Consider the following 18,008-nt stretch of genomic DNA (forward strand, 5'->3'; position numbering starts at 1 on the left):
GCCAATTAGTAGTTGTGAAGCCTACTAAAAATAAAATATTGCCGGCCTAATACCCTATGAAAAAAAACTTACTTACCGCGTTTCTTTTAATGATCGGCAGTATCATAATGCTTAGTTCATGCGGCGATTACCGCAAGATTGCTTACTTTAACAATATAAAGCGCGATTCTGTTTCAAAAATCCAGGCAGAATATTTGGAAACCAAAATAAGCCGTAATGATTTATTGCAGATCAATATCACTACGCTTGATGAGCGCACCACGAGGCTTTTGAACGGGCCTGGACTTACTGCAACCGGCCAAAACCTTGGCTACCTGGTTGACGATACTGGCCTCATAAGATTTCCCTACATAGGCGATATAAAAGCTGCAGGATTAACTAAGAACGAATTATCGCAAGTGATAGCCAAAACACTTGTACAAAAGGATTTTGCCAAAGATCCTATTGTTGTAGTGCGGATAAGCAACTACAAAATTACCGTTCTTGGCGAGGTTACCCGCCCAGGCATAATACCTGTGCCTACGGAGCATATCACATTGCCCGAAGCCTTGGCCAGCGCCGGCGATTTAACACAATATGGTAAACGTAATAATGTGCTTTTGATACGTGAGGTTAATGGCGAGCGCATTTATAAACGTTTTAGCCTTAACGGTGATAAGATGTTTGATAAAGATCTGTTTAACCTGCAAAACCAGGATATCATATATGTTGAACCAAATAACGCAAGGGAGGCATCGGGTAACCGTTCGGCGCAATTGCTTCCATACGTATTTAGCACCATTTCGTTGTTATTGGTTATATACTCTCAATTCATAAGATAACTATATCTATTAATGAAAAAAGCTGCTCAGGGCAACACCAGTAATCCGTTTGAAACTGTTTCTTCAAAAAACATTATCAACGTTATTGCTTTCAGATACCTGCCGTTTTGGCCAATATTTGTGTTAACGATTTTCGTATCGCTTGTATCAAGCTACTTTTATATTCATTACCAAACGCCCATTTACGAGTCTAACGCCATGATCTTGCTTAAAGATCAGCAAAGCGGGCAAATGGATATGAGCGTATTGCAGGCACTTGGTGTATCAAGTTCGGCAAAAACGGTCGAGAATGAATTGGAGATTCTGAAGTCGCGCACGTTGATGCAAAACGTGGTCAGAGAAACTAAATTTTATACTCAGATTTATGCGAAAGGATCTTTAAGAGATATTTTGGTGTATCCGGTACCCGTAGTTTTTGAAGTGCTTGACGAGCAAAAGCTGGTAAATTCGCCAAATATCCCAATTTCATTCGAGCGTATAAAACAAGGCAAAGTAACCGTGGATGGTAAGGATTATGATTTTAAATCTGTAATGCGCACTCCTTATGGTAATTTCCTGGTAAAGCCAATGGAAGGCCTCAACAATGTTTATAGTGAACCCATTAGCGGCGAGTTCTACATGCAAATTCGCAACATCAAGTCGGCGGCCGGGGGCTTGTCGGGAGCACTTTCTGTAGGTGTCGCTGCCAAGCAATCTTCGTTAATACTACTAAAGTTTCAGGACCAGGTACCTGCCCGTGGCGAAGCCATTTTAAATGCCCTAATCAAGGTTTACAACAATGCAGGTATAACCGATAAGGTAAGCACTGCCGATAACACACTTGCTTTTATAAACGAAAGGCTTGAAATAGTAACCCGCGAAATGAACGATGTGCAGGGTAAGTTCACAAACTTCCGCAAAACAGAAGGTTTTGTAAACGTATCTGAAGAAAGCCGTATTTTTCTGGAAAACGTAAAATCAAACGATCAGCGCTACGCAGCTATACAGGTGCAGTTAGATGTATTGGACCAGATAGAAAAGTACATTGTTAACAAAGGCACGCGAAGTGGTATTGTACCATCTACACTTGGCGTTACCGATCCTGTGTTTTCGCAGTTGGTGCAAACGTTATACGCAGCAGAATCAGACCTGATATCGCTTAGGCAAACAAATGGCGAAAACTCACCCAATATAGTTGCCGCTAAGGATAAAATCAACCAGATACGTGTAAGCCTTATTGAAAATCTGCAAACGCTTAGGCAAAACCTCATTACACAGCGCAACGGTATACAGCAGGAAAGTAATAAGAACAATAGTCTGCTAAAAACCATACCCGATAAAGAGCGCAAATTTTTGGATATCGATCGCCAGCAAACCATTAAAAATAACATATACACATTGTTATTGTCTAAACGGGAAGAGGTTGCGCTGTCGCGTGCATCAGCCGTGCCGGATAGTCGCATCGTAAATTATCCGGATAGTAAAGGTTCGCCTGTAAAACCACTGGTTTTCAATATTTACTTATTTGGCCTTGCCATAGGCGTTATAGCTGGGGTTGTATTTGTATTGCTGCGTGAGCAATACAACCAGGAAGTATTGTTCCGGGCAGAAATTGAGCGTGTTACAGGCGCACCAGTCATAGGAGAAATTTTACACGATGAAAGCGGAAAAACGTTTGTTATAAAAGATGGCAGCCGTACCATAATAGCCGAACAGTTTAGAGCCCTGCGTACTGCGCTCAATTTTATCGGTGTGCATGGCGATAAAAAAACGCTACTTATAACTTCGTCGATATCGGGAGAGGGTAAAAGCTTTACAGGCCTTAACCTTGCCGTAAGTTTGGCGCTAACAGGCAAAAAGGTTGCTATGCTTGAGTTTGACTTACGCAAGCCAAAGATCAGTAAGATGATGGATATCCAGATGGAGCCGGGCATCAGCAATTACATGGCCGGTATGGCAACTTACGAACAGATTTTAAGGCCCATGGACGATAAGGAGATTAAAAATCTTACCATTTTGCCTGCAGGCTCGATACCACCCAACCCTACCGAGCTGATGCTCAACGGCACACTCAATGACATGATGTCGAGATTAAAGGCCGACTTTGATTTTATCCTGATAGATTCCCCACCGATAGGGTTGGTTACCGATGCCAAAATATTGAACAAGTATGTTGATGCCTGCTTATTCATGGTTAGGCATAAATATACGCCTAAACGCTATCTCAATTTGATTGAAAACCTGTATACCAGCAACGAGTTGGTTAACGTAAACATTGTTTTTAATGGCTTAAAAACAAGGGGAGTTCTGGGCGGTACGCGAAAAGCGTATGGTGGCGGTTACGGTTACGGATCGGGATATGGTTACGGGTCTGGCTATAGCTATGGCTATGCGCAGGAGGAACAAGGAAGCAGTCTTGGCGCAAGAATCAAAAGGGTATTCAAAAAGGATAAATAAGCTTACAATGACCGGTTATGCCGGTGAGATTTTCATCAAGATATGTACGCAAACAACCCGGAACAGGAATGGGATTTAGAAATAAAACCGCACGATAGTGTCTTTAACCTCCATTTAAAGGACGTTTGGAACTACCGTGACCTGTTGTGGCTACTTGTACGCCGCGATTTTGTTTCCTTTTATAAGCAAACCATACTCGGCCCTTTGTGGTTTTTTATACAACCCATCTTTACAACCGTTATCTACACTTTCGTATTTGGCAACCTTGCTAAAATTGGCACCAATGGCGCCCCTGGCCCGGTTTTTTATATGGCCGGTATAGTTGCATGGAACTATTTTTCGGACTGCCTTACCAAAACCTCAACCGTTTTCAGGGATAATGCAGCAATATTTGGCAAGGTTTACTTTCCTCGCCTTATTATGCCATTGAGCATCGTAGTATCAAACCTTGTAAAGTTTGCTATACAACTCGTGCTGTTTTTTATCATAATTGGCTATTACATGTTCAAAGGCGCCAATATTCAACCCAATATATACCTGCTGCTTTTTCCTATTGTAATTTTGTTGATGGCCATTTTGGGCCTTGGCCTTGGCCTTATTGTTACCGCTATGACTACCAAATACCGCGATCTGGCTTTTGTAGTGTCATTCGGTATACAGCTATTCATGTACGCAACGCCGGTTATTTATTCGCTTTCTACAGCTATTAAAAACCATCACGAGATAATTGCATTTAACCCAATGAGCGGCCTCATAGAAACCTTCAGATACGGTTTTACAGGCACAGGTGAGTTTTATCCACAAGCATTCTTCATAAGCGTTGTAGCAAGCATTATATTGTTCTTTATTGGCTTGGTGGTATTTAACCGGGTTGAGAAAAACTTTGTTGATACCGTTTAATAATAGCATTACCTGGTATGAGCAATAACATCGCTATTAAAGCCGAACATCTATCTAAAGCGTACCAGCTGGGCGATTTCAGTACCGGCACCCTTGGCCGGGATATTGAGCGCCGATGGGCTTTAATGAGAGGTAAGGAAGATCCTTTTTTAAAAATAGGTGAGGCTAACGACAGGGCTGTAAAAGGCGCCAGTGACATTGTTTGGAGCCTGAGCGATCTTAATTTTGAGATAAATAAAGGCGATGCAGTAGGTATTATTGGTCGCAACGGTGCCGGTAAAAGTACATTGCTTAAAATACTAAGCCGGGTTACTACGCCAACCACCGGTAGCATAAAAGTTAACGGGCGCATAGCCAGTTTACTTGAGGTTGGCACCGGTTTCCATCCGGACCTTACCGGTCGTGAAAATATCTACCTCAATGGTGCCATATTAGGGATGCGCAAAGCAGAGATAACCCGCAAATTTGACGAAATTGTTGACTTTGCCGGGGTTGAACGTTATGTTGACACACCTGTTAAGCGTTACAGCAGCGGCATGTATGTAAGACTTGCATTTGCTGTGGCAGCGCATCTTGAGTCGGAGATATTGATTGTTGACGAAGTGCTTGCCGTGGGCGATGCCGATTTTCAGCGTAAGTGTCTTGGCAAGATGAACGAGGTGAGCAAGGGAGAAGGGCGAACTGTATTATTTGTGAGCCATAATATGGCAGCCATAAGCACATTATGTAATAAATGTATTTTGCTAAAAAATGGCAGCTTGCAAGACCTTGATTTTACTCATAAAATTATAGACAAGTATATAACGTCGGGTAAGGAGAATGAGGCCGAGATACTTAAAGATAATATAAACGTTTCTAAAGAAAGCCCATACGCTGCATTTTATGCATTGAGATTAAAGTCGGCAAATAGAGGCATTACATCTAGTTTCGGTATTAACGAAGATATTATAGTTGAGATTGAATATGATATTTTAGTTGACGGTTGCATGGTAAGCCCGAGTATTCACCTTTTAGATACACTGGATACATATGTTTTAGCAACATTCAACGCTCCCTCGGCAACTACCGAAATTGACGACTTTTACGGAAAGCCCTTGAATAAAGGCCGCTACAAGTCTGTTGTGGTTATACCAGGTAACTTTTTAAACGATAATAATTATATAATCAGCGCTTTTTTAGTACCTGAAAATTTTGCTGATTTGGCAGTAGCGGAAAAGGTATTGATGTTTAACGTTACCGAAACCGGCGATATGCGCAAAGAGTTTACCGGTAAATGGGTTGGGCTTGTAAGACCGCGCCTGTTTTGGAAAACTCAATTGATTTCAACTGATTAACAAGTTTGATTGCCGGCTGCACTGAAGCGCCTGAAATATTTGATAAGACCAATGGTTAAATTGTCAATTTGCATACCAACTTATAATAGAAGCGCGTTTCTGCGGTCAAACTTATTAAGCTTGTTTGATCAAATTAATGATCAAGAAAATGAGGTTGAAGTTATAATATCCAACAATGCATCTACCGATGATACTGATTCAGTAGTTGCACCTTATCTCCACCGTGCAAATGTTACTTATCAGTCTCAACCTGTAAATTTAGGTGCAATAAAAAACATACTCAATGTTGTTGAGCGTGCGAAAGGCGAATTTTGCTGGATAATTGGGGATGACGATTTTTTAATGCCTGGTGCAGTTAAAAATGTTCTTGAAGTAATTAACAAAAATTCATCAATAGATTTTATTTACGCCAAAGTTACCGAGATTGAAATTGATGAATATTTGAAATACCCCCAACCGTTTCATACCGAAATGGTTACCAATAATACTGGTTTACAGTACAAAATTATTGAAAGATGGGAAAAACTTTTGACGCCACAATACTCCATCATTTTTTTGGGCGAACTAATGGGTTCTGTCTTCAGGCGCGCTCTTTGGGTTTCATACAAATTAGAGGACTTGGATGAGCCTTATTTAAGTACTTTAAACACCTCGTATCCCCATTCTGTAATTTTTGCAAACACAATGATAGGGAGAAAGGCCATCTATCTTGAAACTCCTTCGGTTTTGGCGATGGCTGGTTCGCGCGATTGGTGGCATAAGTTGGGGTACATTACACTGGTTCACGTAAAAAGTCTTTTGGCGCTGTATAAAAGCAGGGGAGTATCGTTAGATATTATGATGCAGTGCTACGATCATTTTATAAAGCTAAGCGCACCGTTTGCACTTAAGTTTTTGTTTAATAGCCCTAAACAAGATGATAATAACGTTTTACTTGGTAAATACTACAGGGAAATGTTTAGCTTAAACCGCCGACTCTTAATAAACGAAAGCTACAAAGAGGTAAAGAAAAACGCAAAACATATGCAATGGCATTATAAAACACGTGCCGTGGATTACATAAGGCGATTATTTATTAAAAGCAAAAAAACAGATGCAGTTTTAAATGCCGAGCACATTAAGGCACTTCACATAGATATACCAAACAATTATAATATTAACGGCGTCATTACCTTTGTTAATGAGGGTAGCATTAAAATTGGCAACCAATTCAAAGCCAATTCAGGTGCCGATCATAACATGATTGGCGGGGATAGTGTGTTACGAATAATAGCTGCAAAGCGAGGTGCAATTATAAACATAGGCGACAACGTTGGCATGTCTAACTGCACAATTGTAGCATGGAAAAAGGTTACTATTGAAGATAACGTGCTGATTGGCGGCGGAGTAAAAATATGGGATACAAATTTCCATTCGTTAAATCCTCAGGTACGCACAGCAGATTATCATTTAGACCATGACATCAAGACTGCGCCAATTCATATCAAGCAATATGCATTTATAGGAGCAGGTTCTATCATTTTAAAAGGAGTCACAATAGGCGAAAACTCCGTAATTGGTGCCGGTAGCGTAGTAGTTGGCGATATTCCAGATAATGTTATTGCCGGGGGCAACCCTTGTCGTGTCATCAAACCTCTTTAGCAGCTAACTATGATAATTGCGAAGATCATAAGCGGTTTGGGTAATCAGTTGTTTCAGTATGCTGTGGCAAGGCAGCTGGCTATAAACAATGGGGCTGTATTGAAATTGGATATTTCTTTTTATCAGCAGCAGCAAATGCGGAGTTATGGTTTAAACCATTTCAACATCACGGCATCGATTGCTTCGCCTGCCGATGTTGCTACCGTGATGGATGTTTACGATTGTAAAAACATTTACCAAAAGTTATATTGCAGGGTTGAGGCGCTCATGCCAAAGCATTTTTACCGCCATTACAAAGAAGATGGCTGGTGGAGTTACGAGCCTGGGCTTTACAAAATTAAGGGGAAGGTATACCTTGAAGGTTACTGGCAGCACTATAAATACTTCGAGCAGCTTGATGGGCAGATATTGGAAGAGCTAACGCTTAAGCAACCGGCCGAAACGCAAGCTTACCAGGTTTTTGACTCCGTACTTGCTGATGATGCTTCTGTATCGTTGCATATTCGCCGGGGCGATTACATTACCGATAAAAACGCTGCTGATTTGATGGGCATCTTGCCATTATCGTATTATGAGCGCGCCATAGCTTATATTTGCGAAAGGGTAGATAACCCGTCGTTTTATATATTTTCCGACGATTTGGATTGGGCAAAAGATAATCTGAAAATTAACAGGCCGGTTACTTTTGTTGATATTGATGGTGGTAAAAAAGACTATTTAGAGCTAACACTTATGAGCATGTGCCGGCATAATATTTTGGCAAACAGCTCCTTTAGCTGGTGGGGTGGTTTCTTAAACCAAAATGAAAATAAAATAGTAATATCACCCAAACAGTGGGTTAAGCAGCCCGATATTAACGACAAAACATTTTTAAGTTTCCAGCAGTGGGTGCAGTTATAAATTATGGATAAGCCGTTGGTATCTGTTATAATTCCGTGCTATAATTCGGGCAAGTATTTGCCCGAGGCGCTCGATAGCGTCACACGGTATCATGATGCATCGGTTTATGAGATCATTATTGTTGACGATGGTTCGACAGATGCGGCGACCATTGAACTTTTAAATACATTAAAAAATAAGCATATAGTTATTAGTCAGGAGAACAGAGGCCCCGCAGCCGCCCGCAATACCGGTGTTAAGGCTGCAAAAGGGGAATACTTGTTAATGCTGGACAGTGATAATAAAATTGAGGCTGCTTACATTGACGAGGGTATAAGAATATTAGATGCTAATTCGAAGACGGCTGTTGTGCATGCTGTGCCTGTTTTTTTTGGTGACAGCTCAAAGCCCCGTTTCAACACCGGGCCATTTGACATGGAACTCATACTTAAGGAAAACTATATTGATAATTGCGCCATCATTCGCCGCTCAGTTTGGGTTGAATTGGGCGGGCAGGACGAAAGCCGCGCTGTGATGAGCCACGAGGACTGGGACTTTTGGATCAGGGTAACATCGGCAGGCTATCAGTTTCACTTTATTGATAAGCCTTTATTTCATTACCGCATACTCAATACCTCCCTGGTAAATGACTTTATGCTGCCCGGTGGTAATGATGGTGTTTACAGCTACATGTATGGCAAACATGCTATGTTGCTGTCAAAATATTATACCGATCTGCTGAATGAAGCGAACTATTCACGCCTGGACAGGCAGCAGCCACTACGCTCTTTCATTAAGTTTTTGCGTAACAAATACTTTAAAAAATAGCTAAATGCCCGAGGTTTCTGTCATCATACCTAATTATAACCATGCGCCTTATTTAAAGCAGCGGGTTGAGTCGGTATTGGCGCAGACTTTTCAGGATTTTGAGCTGATTATTCTTGACGATAAATCAACCGACGACAGTCGTGATGTGCTTGACCAGTACGGGCAGCATCCGAAAGTTAGCCACTTGATTTTAAATACCACCAATAGCGGTGGCCCATTTAATCAATGGAAAAAAGGGATTGATCTGGCCGTTGGTAAATACATTTGGATAGCCGAAAGTGATGACTGGTGCGAACCAAGCCTATTGCAGACTCTTGTGGATGGGCTTAACACCAACCCAACCTGTGTATTAGCCTTCGCCCAAAGTTATACCGTTAATGGCGATAATAATATACAGCAGGTATCCGCCTATCCAATGTTGCAGGATGTGGTAACCGGGCGCAATTACATCAAAGAGTATCTTTCAGCAAGTTGCAGCATTTGGAATGCCAGCGCAGTGCTGTTTAAAAAAGAAGCTTATCAAAATGTATCCTCGCGTTACACTACATTTAAAATGAGTGGCGACTGGGCCTTTTATATCGAAATGCTTACAAAGGGCGACATCTTTATATCCGGCAGGGTGCTAAATTATTTTCGTAATCATGATAAAGATGTAAGCGGGAAAATGTACGCCAGTGGTATGGCTTACGTAGAAGAGATTAAAATACTTAACCTGTTAAAGCAGGACGATTTAATAAGTACAGCCGAATTTAAACAGCATTTGCTTGATAAGTACGTGAAGTTCCTGGTGTTTAATTACAAATTTTCGGCTGAAGTTAAATCAGCTATCGAGCAGGCGCTATATGGCGATGACAACGCTGCCTATAAACAATTTTTAAAGGTTAACGGAAGCATCAAACTGTTTAAAATAAAGTTGATGCGCCGTATTGGGTTAATGTTAAAGCAGCCTGTTAATGGAAAGTAACGTTAGCCTTTGCGTGGTAATCCCCGTGCACAAGCCGCAGCCAACTGCCGATGAACTTCTGTCGCTCCGGGCGTGCGCAAAGCAGCTTTCGGCTTACAATTGTTATTTGCTCTATCCTGCAGGGATGGATATTAGTGCTTACATGAATGTTTTTCCAACACTATTGTTAAAGCCGGTGCCGCCGCAGTGGTTAGCATCGGTTGAGGCTTATAATAAAATGAAGCTCAGCCTTGGCTTTTATGAGTTGTTTTCCAGCTATCAATACATGCTAACCTACGAGTTGGATAGCTACATATTTAATAACCTGTTAGCTGATGCTAACGCTTTTAAGTTTGATTACATAGGTGCCCCTTTTTTTGAAGGCTATTGGGATGCGCGGCCGGGTGCACCATTTGCAAAGGGTGTAAACTCGGGCTTTTCGGTACGCAATATTGAATCCTGTATAAAGGTGTTGCAGTCAATGGGCAGCATCAAGTTCAAATGGGCTTTGTACAAAATATTTCTGTCAAAGTTGCCCTCTAAGCTAAAGGTTGCGTTAAACAAAGTCACGGGCTACAAATACGATATTTACATCACCGGGAAATTCGGGTTCTATTTTGATCATTTTCATTTAAACGAGGATCTTGTATGGTCGGAAATTGTGCCCAGGCTGTTTCCATATTTCACTATTGCCGATCCTATGAGTGCACTTCATTTTAGCTTTGAGTACAATCTGGAGCACTCACTTAAGTTGAACAACGGTAAGCTGCCGCTTGGCTGCCACGCCTGGTTTAAGCATCTTGATTTTTGGAAAAAGTATATTGATACAGAAAGTTTAAATTAGCAGCAAGTTTGCCCGTATGCGTCTCGATTTTTATCTTTCCGAAATGTCTGTGTCCAACCATCATGGTGGTGGTTTAACGCTGCAGCGCATATTAGGTAAATCGCTCGACGACATCTCGGCTTTCATCTATGTAGATCGCTTTGCAAATGATTTGCCCGTAGCAGAGCAGTACGCCGAAAGAAGCGTCTATGTAGAACCAATTTGGCAAAGCGATAAGGTGCGCAAGGCGATTGGCAATACAATGGCTGCCTCATTGGGGCGTAAAATATCAATGGTGCAGCGATATGCTTCAGCTGCGGCAAGGCGTATTGATAAGCGTTTCGAACAAGGTACAGAGCTACTTGGCTTGATTTGCCCCCAAGGCGCAAATTCATTATATACATTGGAGGGATTAAAGGCCATACGTCCGGTAAAATACATGTCCTGGGTAATGGACGACCATCTGCTTAAGTACAAAAACGGCCAGTGGGAGTATCCCCGCGGTGTTGAAGCAGTATTTGCAAAACACTTGCGAGAGGCCGAACATGTTTTTGTTATAAGCCCGGTAATGCAGCAGTTTTATAAAGACCGGTTTGGTATTAATTCAACAGTACTTTTCGGATCGGCAAATCCAATGACTGACAATGCCGTGCCAACGATAAAGGAAAGCGGGCCAATTAAAATAGGTTACTTTGGAGCTGTTGCAGGTTGGCAGACTGATGTTTTGCAGGCAGCAGGGCAGGCCATCACAGGTACCGACATCAGGCTTGATATCTATTCGGGCGTTGACAGGTTGCCGGCAAATTTAAGTTTGTCTGGCATAAAGTTTAAAGGCAAAGTTGCCGCGGCCGACGTTCTAAAAACCATGCAGCAGTACAACGCTTTGTTGCTGCCGATAAGCTTCACAGAAAAATTCAGGCATATGTCGGAATTCAACATTGCAACAAAAATGAGCGAGTCATTAGCGTCTGGTGTGCCGGTTGTTGCTGTCGGCCCGCCGTATGCAGCCATGATAGATTACCTTTTTAAAAACAATGCTGCAGTTATCATCACATCAAACCGGCATGAAGATATTTTGAACGGTTTAGATACCCTTAAGAGGGGGGATAACCTTAAAAACATACTTAATAACGCTGCACGGTTGGTAAATAGCGAAACTGGCGATGCCCCGATGCAAAAAAGGTGGCAACAGGTTTTGGATACATTTAAACAGGAAGCAACAGCTTTTTAAAATACACCACATCTTTCAATGTTAAACACGGTTAAAAAATTACTGGTTACCGGCTCTTCGGGTTTAATAGGTTCTGAGGTTTGCTTGTACTTCGCTAATTTGGGTTGGCAAATTCACGGCGTTGATAATAACCAGCGCGCGGTGTTTTTTGGCAGCCAGGGCGATACGCGCTGGAACCAGAGCCGCTTGCAGGATTTATTGGGTAAATCCTTTATCCATCATGAAGCAGATATCCGCGACCGGCAAGGTATCTTAGAGTTGCTAAAGCAAATAAAACCCGATGCCATTGTACATACGGCCGCGCAGCCATCGCATGACAGGGCAGCGGCAATACCGTTTGATGATTTTGATACCAACGCGGTTGGCACGCTTAATTTACTGGAAGCAGCACGCCAGGCTTGCCCGGAAGCATCTTTTGCCCACATGTCGACCAATAAGGTATACGGCGACAGGCCCAATACCATTGATCTGGTAGAACTGGAAACACGTTGGGATTACGCCGACCCGCTTTACGCAAACGGCATCGACGAGAACTTTTCTATCGATCAAAGCAAGCACTCTTTATTCGGCTCATCAAAAGTTGCGGCTGATGTTATGGTGCAGGAGTATGGGCGCTATTTTGGTATGCCTACCTGCTGCCTGCGCGGCGGTTGCCTTACGGGGCCAAACCACTCTGGCGTTGAACTGCATGGCTTTTTGAGCTATTTGGTTAAGTGTAACCTTGAGGGCCGTGAGTACAAAGTGTTTGGATACAAAGGCAAACAGGTGCGCGATAACATTCACTCTTATGATGTTGCCCGCTTTATCCAAAACTTTATTGATGCGCCGCGTGTGGCAGAGGTGTACAACCTTGGTGGTGGTAGGGATAATTCATGCTCGATATGGGAGGCCTTTAAAATTGCCGAAAAATTTTCGGGCAGGGAGCAGGTTTACACATATGTTGATGAAAACCGCATAGGAGATCATATTTGCTATATATCTAACCTTGATAAAATGCGCAGCCACTATCCAAAGTGGGATATAACCATATCTTTGGAAGAAACCATTAAACAAATTGTCGACGCGCAGCTAAGCAGAAAATAATTCGATTTGAAGTTACTATCCTATCAACCTTTTTCATTATACGCAAACGGCGGCGGCAACCGCATATTGAGGCGGCTCTACCAGGGCCACGAAGATAAAGTGATATCGCTGGTGGTTGACCAATCTGGTGCCGGTCCCGGTAAGGGCAAAGTGCCCGAAACTATTATACTTGCCACGCCGGTTATACAAAGCTGGGCGCGGTGGCATGTACGAACGTTTATTACCTGGCTCCGTTTCAAAGTTTTTAGAAGTGCAACCATACAAAAAATCCAGGCGGCTGCTCAGCAGTTTGATCACGACGTACTGCATGTTGTTGATCATAGTCCGTTTTCGGCAGCATTATGCAGCAGTGCTGCTGCGTGTGCAAAACCGCTATGGGTATCCTTTCATGATCATTTCAACACTACACAGGGTTCTTACAAAAACAGCTTCACGCTTTGGACACGCGCCTCGCGCCGCCTTGTTATATCTGAGGAATTGGGCCTTGAATACCAAAGGCTTTTTGGTAAGCAATCTTTCGAGTTGATTACAGATGGGGTTAAAGATCAAGAAATAAACCTGGCTGCGCCTGCCAACAACGACGTAAAGCTGATTTACTTTGCCGGGTTGCTACATATTGCTTACATGCCGTTGTTTGCCGTACTGGCCGACGCTTTGGATGCCCTTACGGCAAACGGGTATAAGTTCAAATTAATATTACGAGGTACACAGAACCTTGCTTTCCTGTCTGCCCGCAGTTTCGAAGTTGACTACAGGCCTACCACGCTAGACAATAATCAGCTTAAAACCGAGCTCGACGCAAGTGATATGCTATACCTGCCTATAAAATTCAGCAATCCCGACTTTTATTTATACAGCCTGTCAACCAAAATGGTGGGCTACCTTGGTGCACCAGGCAGTATCTTATATCATGGCCCGGCAGATAGTGCTGCCTGCAACCTGCTTTCCAAAAATCAGGCTGCTGTTTGCAGTACATCGCTTGACAAACAAAAGGTTGCAGAAGATATCTTACATTTGATTACAAACGGGCAAGTAGTATCGGCAAATGCAAAAAAGCTGGCTGCAGAACGCTTTGATATGGACCGGATCCAAAAAAGGTTTTGGCAGGAATAAGCTAATGACAAAAAAATGAGGCGCTTTATATCAGAGTTAAGGATTTATATCTGCAACAGGTGGATTGCCGCCGTACCCAGCCATTCCATAAGGCAATGGTATTATCGCACCATTATGCAGTTCAAAATAGGGCGAGAAAGTTCTATTTTGATGGATTGTACTTTTGATTGCACCCGGCAGTTTAGTATTGGCAACAACTCGGTTATCAACGCGAAATGCAGACTTGATAATAAAGGCGCAATCAGCATCGGTAACAATGTTTCTATCTCTCAGGAAGTGATGATTTTAGGTGCCGATCATGACCCTGACTCTCCCGGTTTCAAGAACCGCGACCTGCCTGTAACCATCCATGATTATGTTTGGATAGGCTCGAGGGCAACCATATTACCTGGTGTAACTATAGGCGAGGGCGCAGTGATTGCTGCAGGAGCAGTGGTAAATAAAGATGTTGAACCCTACAATATTGTAGGCGGCGTACCGGCAAAATTTATTAAACTCCGTGAGCGCGGGCTAACTTACCAGTTATCATACCGCAGGCTTTTCCAGTAAGATTAAAACAAGAAAATGTTAGATGTGATATTTTCTTGACTCCTCATCACTCATAATGCGGTAACGCCCTTTCATGCATTTTGCACAGAAAAACCGTTTAACAGGAATAAAAAATAGCAACGACCTTACCAAAAATGGAGTAGGTAGCCTGTAGTGGAAAGGGGCTTTACACTTGTTGCAATATAAAAAAGGCCTCATAAAATGGTTTTGTGCGCTTATAAGTTGATAGTAGGTTTAGGGGTATTTTCACTCTACATTATGCTAACATTAATCACAAATTATTAAAATGTTATAATAAAGCATTCTTCAAAAATAACAACTTAAAAATGATATTGGTAAAGAATAATGACTGCGTGCCCGAAAATGTTGCGACTAACTGTTGAACAACCATATATGTACTTAGTGAAAGCAAATTGATTTATATTAGGCAGTTGAATGGCAAATCCTCAAAAAGGCATATCTGTAGTTGTTGTATGCAGTTCCTTGCAGCAGGGCCGCGATGGCGTTGGCGATTATTGCCGCCGCCTTGCAGCCAACCTTTTACAGGTGGGGCACAGGGCAGCTATTATTGCTTTAAACGATAGGTTTACAAATGAGGTTTGGCAAGGTGTACAGCATTTTAGTGGCTATGATATACCTGTAATGCGCCTGCCTGCTCAAAGTTTAACGGTTACTGCCACACACGCGCAGGCTGCTACCTGGATAAGCGAACAACAACCACAATGGTTAAGCCTGCAGTTTGTACCGTTTGGCTTTCACCCCAAAGGATTAAAAATCGGGCTTGGCACATTATTGAGCAAATTAAATCAAGGCGCCAGGTGGCATGTAATGTTCCACGAGTTATGGGTAGGTATGGATGTGGAAGGGCCATTTAAGCACAGGCTTTGGGGTTGGCTGCAAAGGCGGCTAATATCTTTGATGCTTAATAAACTTGATCCTGTTGCTGTAAGCACTCAAACACTGCTCTACAAAAAATATCTTGCACAAATGGGGTATGATGCCACAGTCTTGCCGTTATTCTCAAACATCATCAATATAAATAAGGAACTGCGCCCGCAAGTTAATTTAAAAGATAAACCCTACTTAACACTGGCTGTATTTGGCAGTATTCATCACAGCGATATGGTGCGATCTTTTCTGATCGAGGTAGCGGACTTTGGTAGGGCGAATAATCAAAAAGTTAACATCAACCTTTTGGGGCGCTGTGGTAACGAAAAATTGCAATGGGAAAAGTACGCACTGGAAGCGGGCATTAATGTGAGCGAAATAGGAGAGCAAGATCCGGAAATGATATCCGCATACCTCCACAATGCTGATATTGGGATATCAACCACACCCGTTACACTTACCGAAAAAAGCGGATCATTTGCTGCCCTGCGCGAACATGGCTTGCCCGTTATCAGTGTATCCAGGCCATGGCATGCCCACGGCTTTCCAGAAGATATATTGCCCGATGATGTATTTTATTATCAAAACGGTAACTTTAAAGATTTTATGAACACCGTCACAGTTGCTGTTGCACCACGCAATAACGCAGATAGGGTAGCACAACAATTTATTAACCTGTTACAAAGTAATTAATGGCCGGTTTAAGTTATTTATGGGCCAACCGGATAAAATATCCATTTGCATCGCAGGGCTACATAAGGGCCTGGGCCAAGCGCATATTGTTACTTCCGCAGGTGTTTAAGCGCAACGCCCAGCGCAATGCCTTAAACCGAGCAGGGGCCCGCGTTCATGAAACTGCCGAAATAGGCGAGGCCAGCATTATAGGAAATAAAAGCCGCCTTAGCGTTGGCAAGTTCTCATTTATTGGTCGCGCATCTATGGTACTACATGGCAGCATAAATATAGGTGACAGGGTTTGTATTAATGATGGTGTTGAAATACTTACGGCAACCCACTCTGTAACCGACCATGCCTGGGCTCAAATTGCAAAAGATACCGTTATTGAAGATTATGTGTGGATAGCGCAAGGCGCCATGATATTACCCGGGGTAACCCTTGGCCGTGGGTGCGTTGTTGGTGCCAGGGCTGTGGTAAGCAAATCGGTACCTGCGGGTGCCATTGTTGCTGGTAACCCTGCCGTGGCAATCTCAAAAACACGCAGCTGGGAGCTTGACTACAACCCTTGCGAATTTTTAGCAGCCAACCAGGCATGGCTCGTGCCCGACAGAAGCAGTAAATGAAGGTAACAGTATCACACCCCACGGGCAACGCCAACGTAAGGGCAGCACTTGCAGGACTGTACGATGCCGGCATCTTAAACGCATACTACACGGCAATAGCCAGTTTTGAAGGTACGTTGTTTGATAAGTTGGCTGCTTTTGGTCCGCTTGCCGAGATCAGGCGCCGGCGGCTGGATCCGCGCTTAAAACCGTTCACCCATCTCGCACCTTGGCGGGAGGCAGGCCGGCTCATCGCTTCAAAACTTGGCGCGCAAAACTTAACCAGGCATGAGGAGGGCATTTTTTCGATAGATAAGGTATACCATAGCATAGATAATTTTACTGCCGGGCATTTAATGGCCAATAAATCCAATGCTGTTTTCGCATATGAGGATGGCGCATTGTTTACATTTAAAGCCGCAAAACAATTGGGTATTAAATGCCTTTACGACTTGCCCATTGGTTATTGGCGCACGCAGCGCAACTTATTAGCCGCCGAAGCCACGCGCTGGCCGGAGTGGGCCTCAACGCTTACCACCTTTAAGGATACGGAAGCCAAGCTTGCCCGCAAAGATGAAGAATTGGAACTGGCCGATCATATTTTTGTAGCCAGCTCATTCACGGCAAAAACTTTGCTCGATTACCCGGGCAAGCTTGGTACAGTAAGCGTAATTCCTTACGGCTTTCCGGAGGTTGGAGATGCGCGAGAGTATGCCAGCTTGTCGGGCGGGCGAAAGCTTAAATTGCTTTTTGTTGGCGGGCTATCGCAGCGTAAAGGCATAGCAGATATGTTTGCCGCCGTCAACAAATTGCGGGATCATGTAGAACTAACTGTAGTTGGCCGTAAAACAGAAGGGCATTGCCAGGCTCTTGACACCGAATTGGGCAGGCACAATTGGATGCCCAGCATGCCCCATGGTGATATTTTAAAACTGATGCGGCAGCACGACGTTTTACTCTTTCCATCGTTATTTGAAGGTTTTGGGCTGGTAATAACAGAGGCCATGGCCCAAGGTACTCCGGTAATCACTACCGATAGAACAGCCGGCCCGGACGTGATAGTTCACGGCCACAGCGGCTGGATCATTGAAGCAGGTTCAGAAAACGCAATTTACCAAACCATCGAAAAAATATTGTCGAACCCGCAATTGGTAAGTAAGGTGGGCAAGGCCGCAATGGAGGCTGCCCGTTTAAGGCCCTGGAATATTTACGGAAATGAATTGGCCCGGGCTATTACTAACAATAATTGACTATTTTCG

Annotated in this window: 15 protein-coding genes and 1 pseudogene; all 16 read left to right on the forward strand. The window is 43.2% G+C overall.

Annotation, left to right across the window (positions count from 1 at the left end):
- Positions 1-56: 56 nt before the first annotated feature.
- The 16 genes and pseudogenes from FPZ43_RS13920 to FPZ43_RS13995 all read left to right on the forward strand — a co-directional run bounded on the left by FPZ43_RS13920 (position 57) and on the right by FPZ43_RS13995 (position 17,999).
- Positions 57-821, forward strand: coding sequence for a polysaccharide biosynthesis/export family protein (locus FPZ43_RS13920; protein WP_146382528.1), 765 nt, complete (start codon positions 57-59; stop codon positions 819-821).
- Between the two features lie 12 nt (positions 822-833).
- Positions 834-3,257 (forward strand): GumC family protein, encoded by a 2,424-nt coding sequence (locus FPZ43_RS13925; protein WP_146382529.1) that lies wholly within the window; start codon positions 834-836, stop codon positions 3,255-3,257.
- Between the two features lie 42 nt (positions 3,258-3,299).
- Entirely contained in the window at positions 3,300-4,157 is an 858-nt protein-coding gene (locus tag FPZ43_RS13930) for an ABC transporter permease (RefSeq protein ID WP_146382530.1), read from the forward strand.
- Positions 4,158-4,174: 17 nt separating this feature from the next.
- Positions 4,175-5,491, forward strand: coding sequence for an ABC transporter ATP-binding protein (locus FPZ43_RS13935; RefSeq protein WP_146382531.1), 1,317 nt, complete (start codon positions 4,175-4,177; stop codon positions 5,489-5,491).
- 51 nt (positions 5,492-5,542) lie between these two features.
- Positions 5,543-7,132 (forward strand): glycosyltransferase, encoded by a 1,590-nt coding sequence (locus FPZ43_RS19670; protein WP_146382532.1) that lies wholly within the window; start codon positions 5,543-5,545, stop codon positions 7,130-7,132.
- Between the two features lie 9 nt (positions 7,133-7,141).
- Complete coding sequence (locus FPZ43_RS13945; RefSeq protein ID WP_146382533.1) at positions 7,142-8,032, forward strand: alpha-1,2-fucosyltransferase; 891 nt, start codon at positions 7,142-7,144, stop codon at positions 8,030-8,032.
- Positions 8,033-8,035: 3 nt separating this feature from the next.
- Positions 8,036-8,839, forward strand: coding sequence for a glycosyltransferase family 2 protein (locus FPZ43_RS13950; RefSeq protein WP_146382534.1), 804 nt, complete (start codon positions 8,036-8,038; stop codon positions 8,837-8,839).
- A 4-nt stretch (positions 8,840-8,843) separates the two neighbouring features.
- On the forward strand, positions 8,844-9,803 hold the full coding sequence (locus FPZ43_RS13955) for a glycosyltransferase family 2 protein (RefSeq protein WP_146382535.1): 960 nt from the start codon (positions 8,844-8,846) through the stop codon (positions 9,801-9,803).
- Positions 9,793-10,626, forward strand: coding sequence for a DUF5672 family protein (locus FPZ43_RS13960; protein ID WP_146382536.1), 834 nt, complete (start codon positions 9,793-9,795; stop codon positions 10,624-10,626). The genes FPZ43_RS13955 and FPZ43_RS13960 overlap by 11 nt, the downstream gene beginning before the upstream one ends.
- A 43-nt stretch (positions 10,627-10,669) precedes the next feature.
- Complete coding sequence (locus FPZ43_RS13965) at positions 10,670-11,836, forward strand: glycosyltransferase family protein (protein WP_146382537.1); 1,167 nt, start codon at positions 10,670-10,672, stop codon at positions 11,834-11,836.
- Positions 11,837-11,854: 18 nt separating this feature from the next.
- Positions 11,855-12,919 (forward strand): NAD-dependent epimerase/dehydratase family protein, encoded by a 1,065-nt coding sequence (locus FPZ43_RS13970; protein ID WP_146382538.1) that lies wholly within the window; start codon positions 11,855-11,857, stop codon positions 12,917-12,919.
- 6 nt (positions 12,920-12,925) lie between these two features.
- Positions 12,926-14,032, forward strand: coding sequence for a glycosyltransferase (locus tag FPZ43_RS13975; RefSeq protein ID WP_146382539.1), 1,107 nt, complete (start codon positions 12,926-12,928; stop codon positions 14,030-14,032).
- 279 nt (positions 14,033-14,311) lie between these two features.
- Positions 14,312-14,533, forward strand: a pseudogene (locus FPZ43_RS19750) (acyltransferase); the annotation flags it as partial.
- Between the two features lie 483 nt (positions 14,534-15,016).
- Positions 15,017-16,162 carry a glycosyltransferase gene (locus tag FPZ43_RS13985; protein ID WP_146382541.1) on the forward strand — a complete coding sequence of 382 codons (1,146 nt, stop codon included), beginning with the start codon at positions 15,017-15,019 and terminating at the stop codon, positions 16,160-16,162.
- Positions 16,162-16,770 (forward strand): acyltransferase, encoded by a 609-nt coding sequence (locus tag FPZ43_RS19680; RefSeq protein WP_146382542.1) that lies wholly within the window; start codon positions 16,162-16,164, stop codon positions 16,768-16,770. Before FPZ43_RS13985 ends, FPZ43_RS19680 begins: the two co-directional genes overlap by 1 nt.
- Positions 16,767-17,999: a glycosyltransferase family 4 protein gene (locus FPZ43_RS13995; RefSeq protein ID WP_146382543.1), complete on the forward strand. Its 1,233-nt coding sequence runs from the start codon at positions 16,767-16,769 to the stop codon at positions 17,997-17,999. The genes FPZ43_RS19680 and FPZ43_RS13995 overlap by 4 nt, the downstream gene beginning before the upstream one ends.
- Positions 18,000-18,008 lie beyond the last annotated feature (9 nt).

It is taken from the genome of Mucilaginibacter pallidiroseus (assembly GCF_007846085.1).
Taxonomy (GTDB): Bacteria; Bacteroidota; Bacteroidia; order Sphingobacteriales; family Sphingobacteriaceae; genus Mucilaginibacter; species Mucilaginibacter pallidiroseus.

Coding starts and splice junctions, on each gene's coding strand:
- FPZ43_RS13920 (WP_146382528.1), top strand. CDS start 57: ATGAAAAAAAACTTACTTACCGCGTTTCTTTTAATGATCGGCAGTATC.
- FPZ43_RS13925 (WP_146382529.1), top strand. CDS start 834: ATGAAAAAAGCTGCTCAGGGCAACACCAGTAATCCGTTTGAAACTGTT.
- FPZ43_RS13930 (WP_146382530.1), top strand. CDS start 3,300: ATGTACGCAAACAACCCGGAACAGGAATGGGATTTAGAAATAAAACCG.
- FPZ43_RS13935 (WP_146382531.1), top strand. CDS start 4,175: ATGAGCAATAACATCGCTATTAAAGCCGAACATCTATCTAAAGCGTAC.
- FPZ43_RS19670 (WP_146382532.1), top strand. CDS start 5,543: ATGGTTAAATTGTCAATTTGCATACCAACTTATAATAGAAGCGCGTTT.
- FPZ43_RS13945 (WP_146382533.1), top strand. CDS start 7,142: ATGATAATTGCGAAGATCATAAGCGGTTTGGGTAATCAGTTGTTTCAG.
- FPZ43_RS13950 (WP_146382534.1), top strand. CDS start 8,036: ATGGATAAGCCGTTGGTATCTGTTATAATTCCGTGCTATAATTCGGGC.
- FPZ43_RS13955 (WP_146382535.1), top strand. CDS start 8,844: ATGCCCGAGGTTTCTGTCATCATACCTAATTATAACCATGCGCCTTAT.
- FPZ43_RS13960 (WP_146382536.1), top strand. CDS start 9,793: ATGGAAAGTAACGTTAGCCTTTGCGTGGTAATCCCCGTGCACAAGCCG.
- FPZ43_RS13965 (WP_146382537.1), top strand. CDS start 10,670: ATGTCTGTGTCCAACCATCATGGTGGTGGTTTAACGCTGCAGCGCATA.
- FPZ43_RS13970 (WP_146382538.1), top strand. CDS start 11,855: ATGTTAAACACGGTTAAAAAATTACTGGTTACCGGCTCTTCGGGTTTA.
- FPZ43_RS13985 (WP_146382541.1), top strand. CDS start 15,017: ATGGCAAATCCTCAAAAAGGCATATCTGTAGTTGTTGTATGCAGTTCC.
- FPZ43_RS19680 (WP_146382542.1), top strand. CDS start 16,162: ATGGCCGGTTTAAGTTATTTATGGGCCAACCGGATAAAATATCCATTT.
- FPZ43_RS13995 (WP_146382543.1), top strand. CDS start 16,767: ATGAAGGTAACAGTATCACACCCCACGGGCAACGCCAACGTAAGGGCA.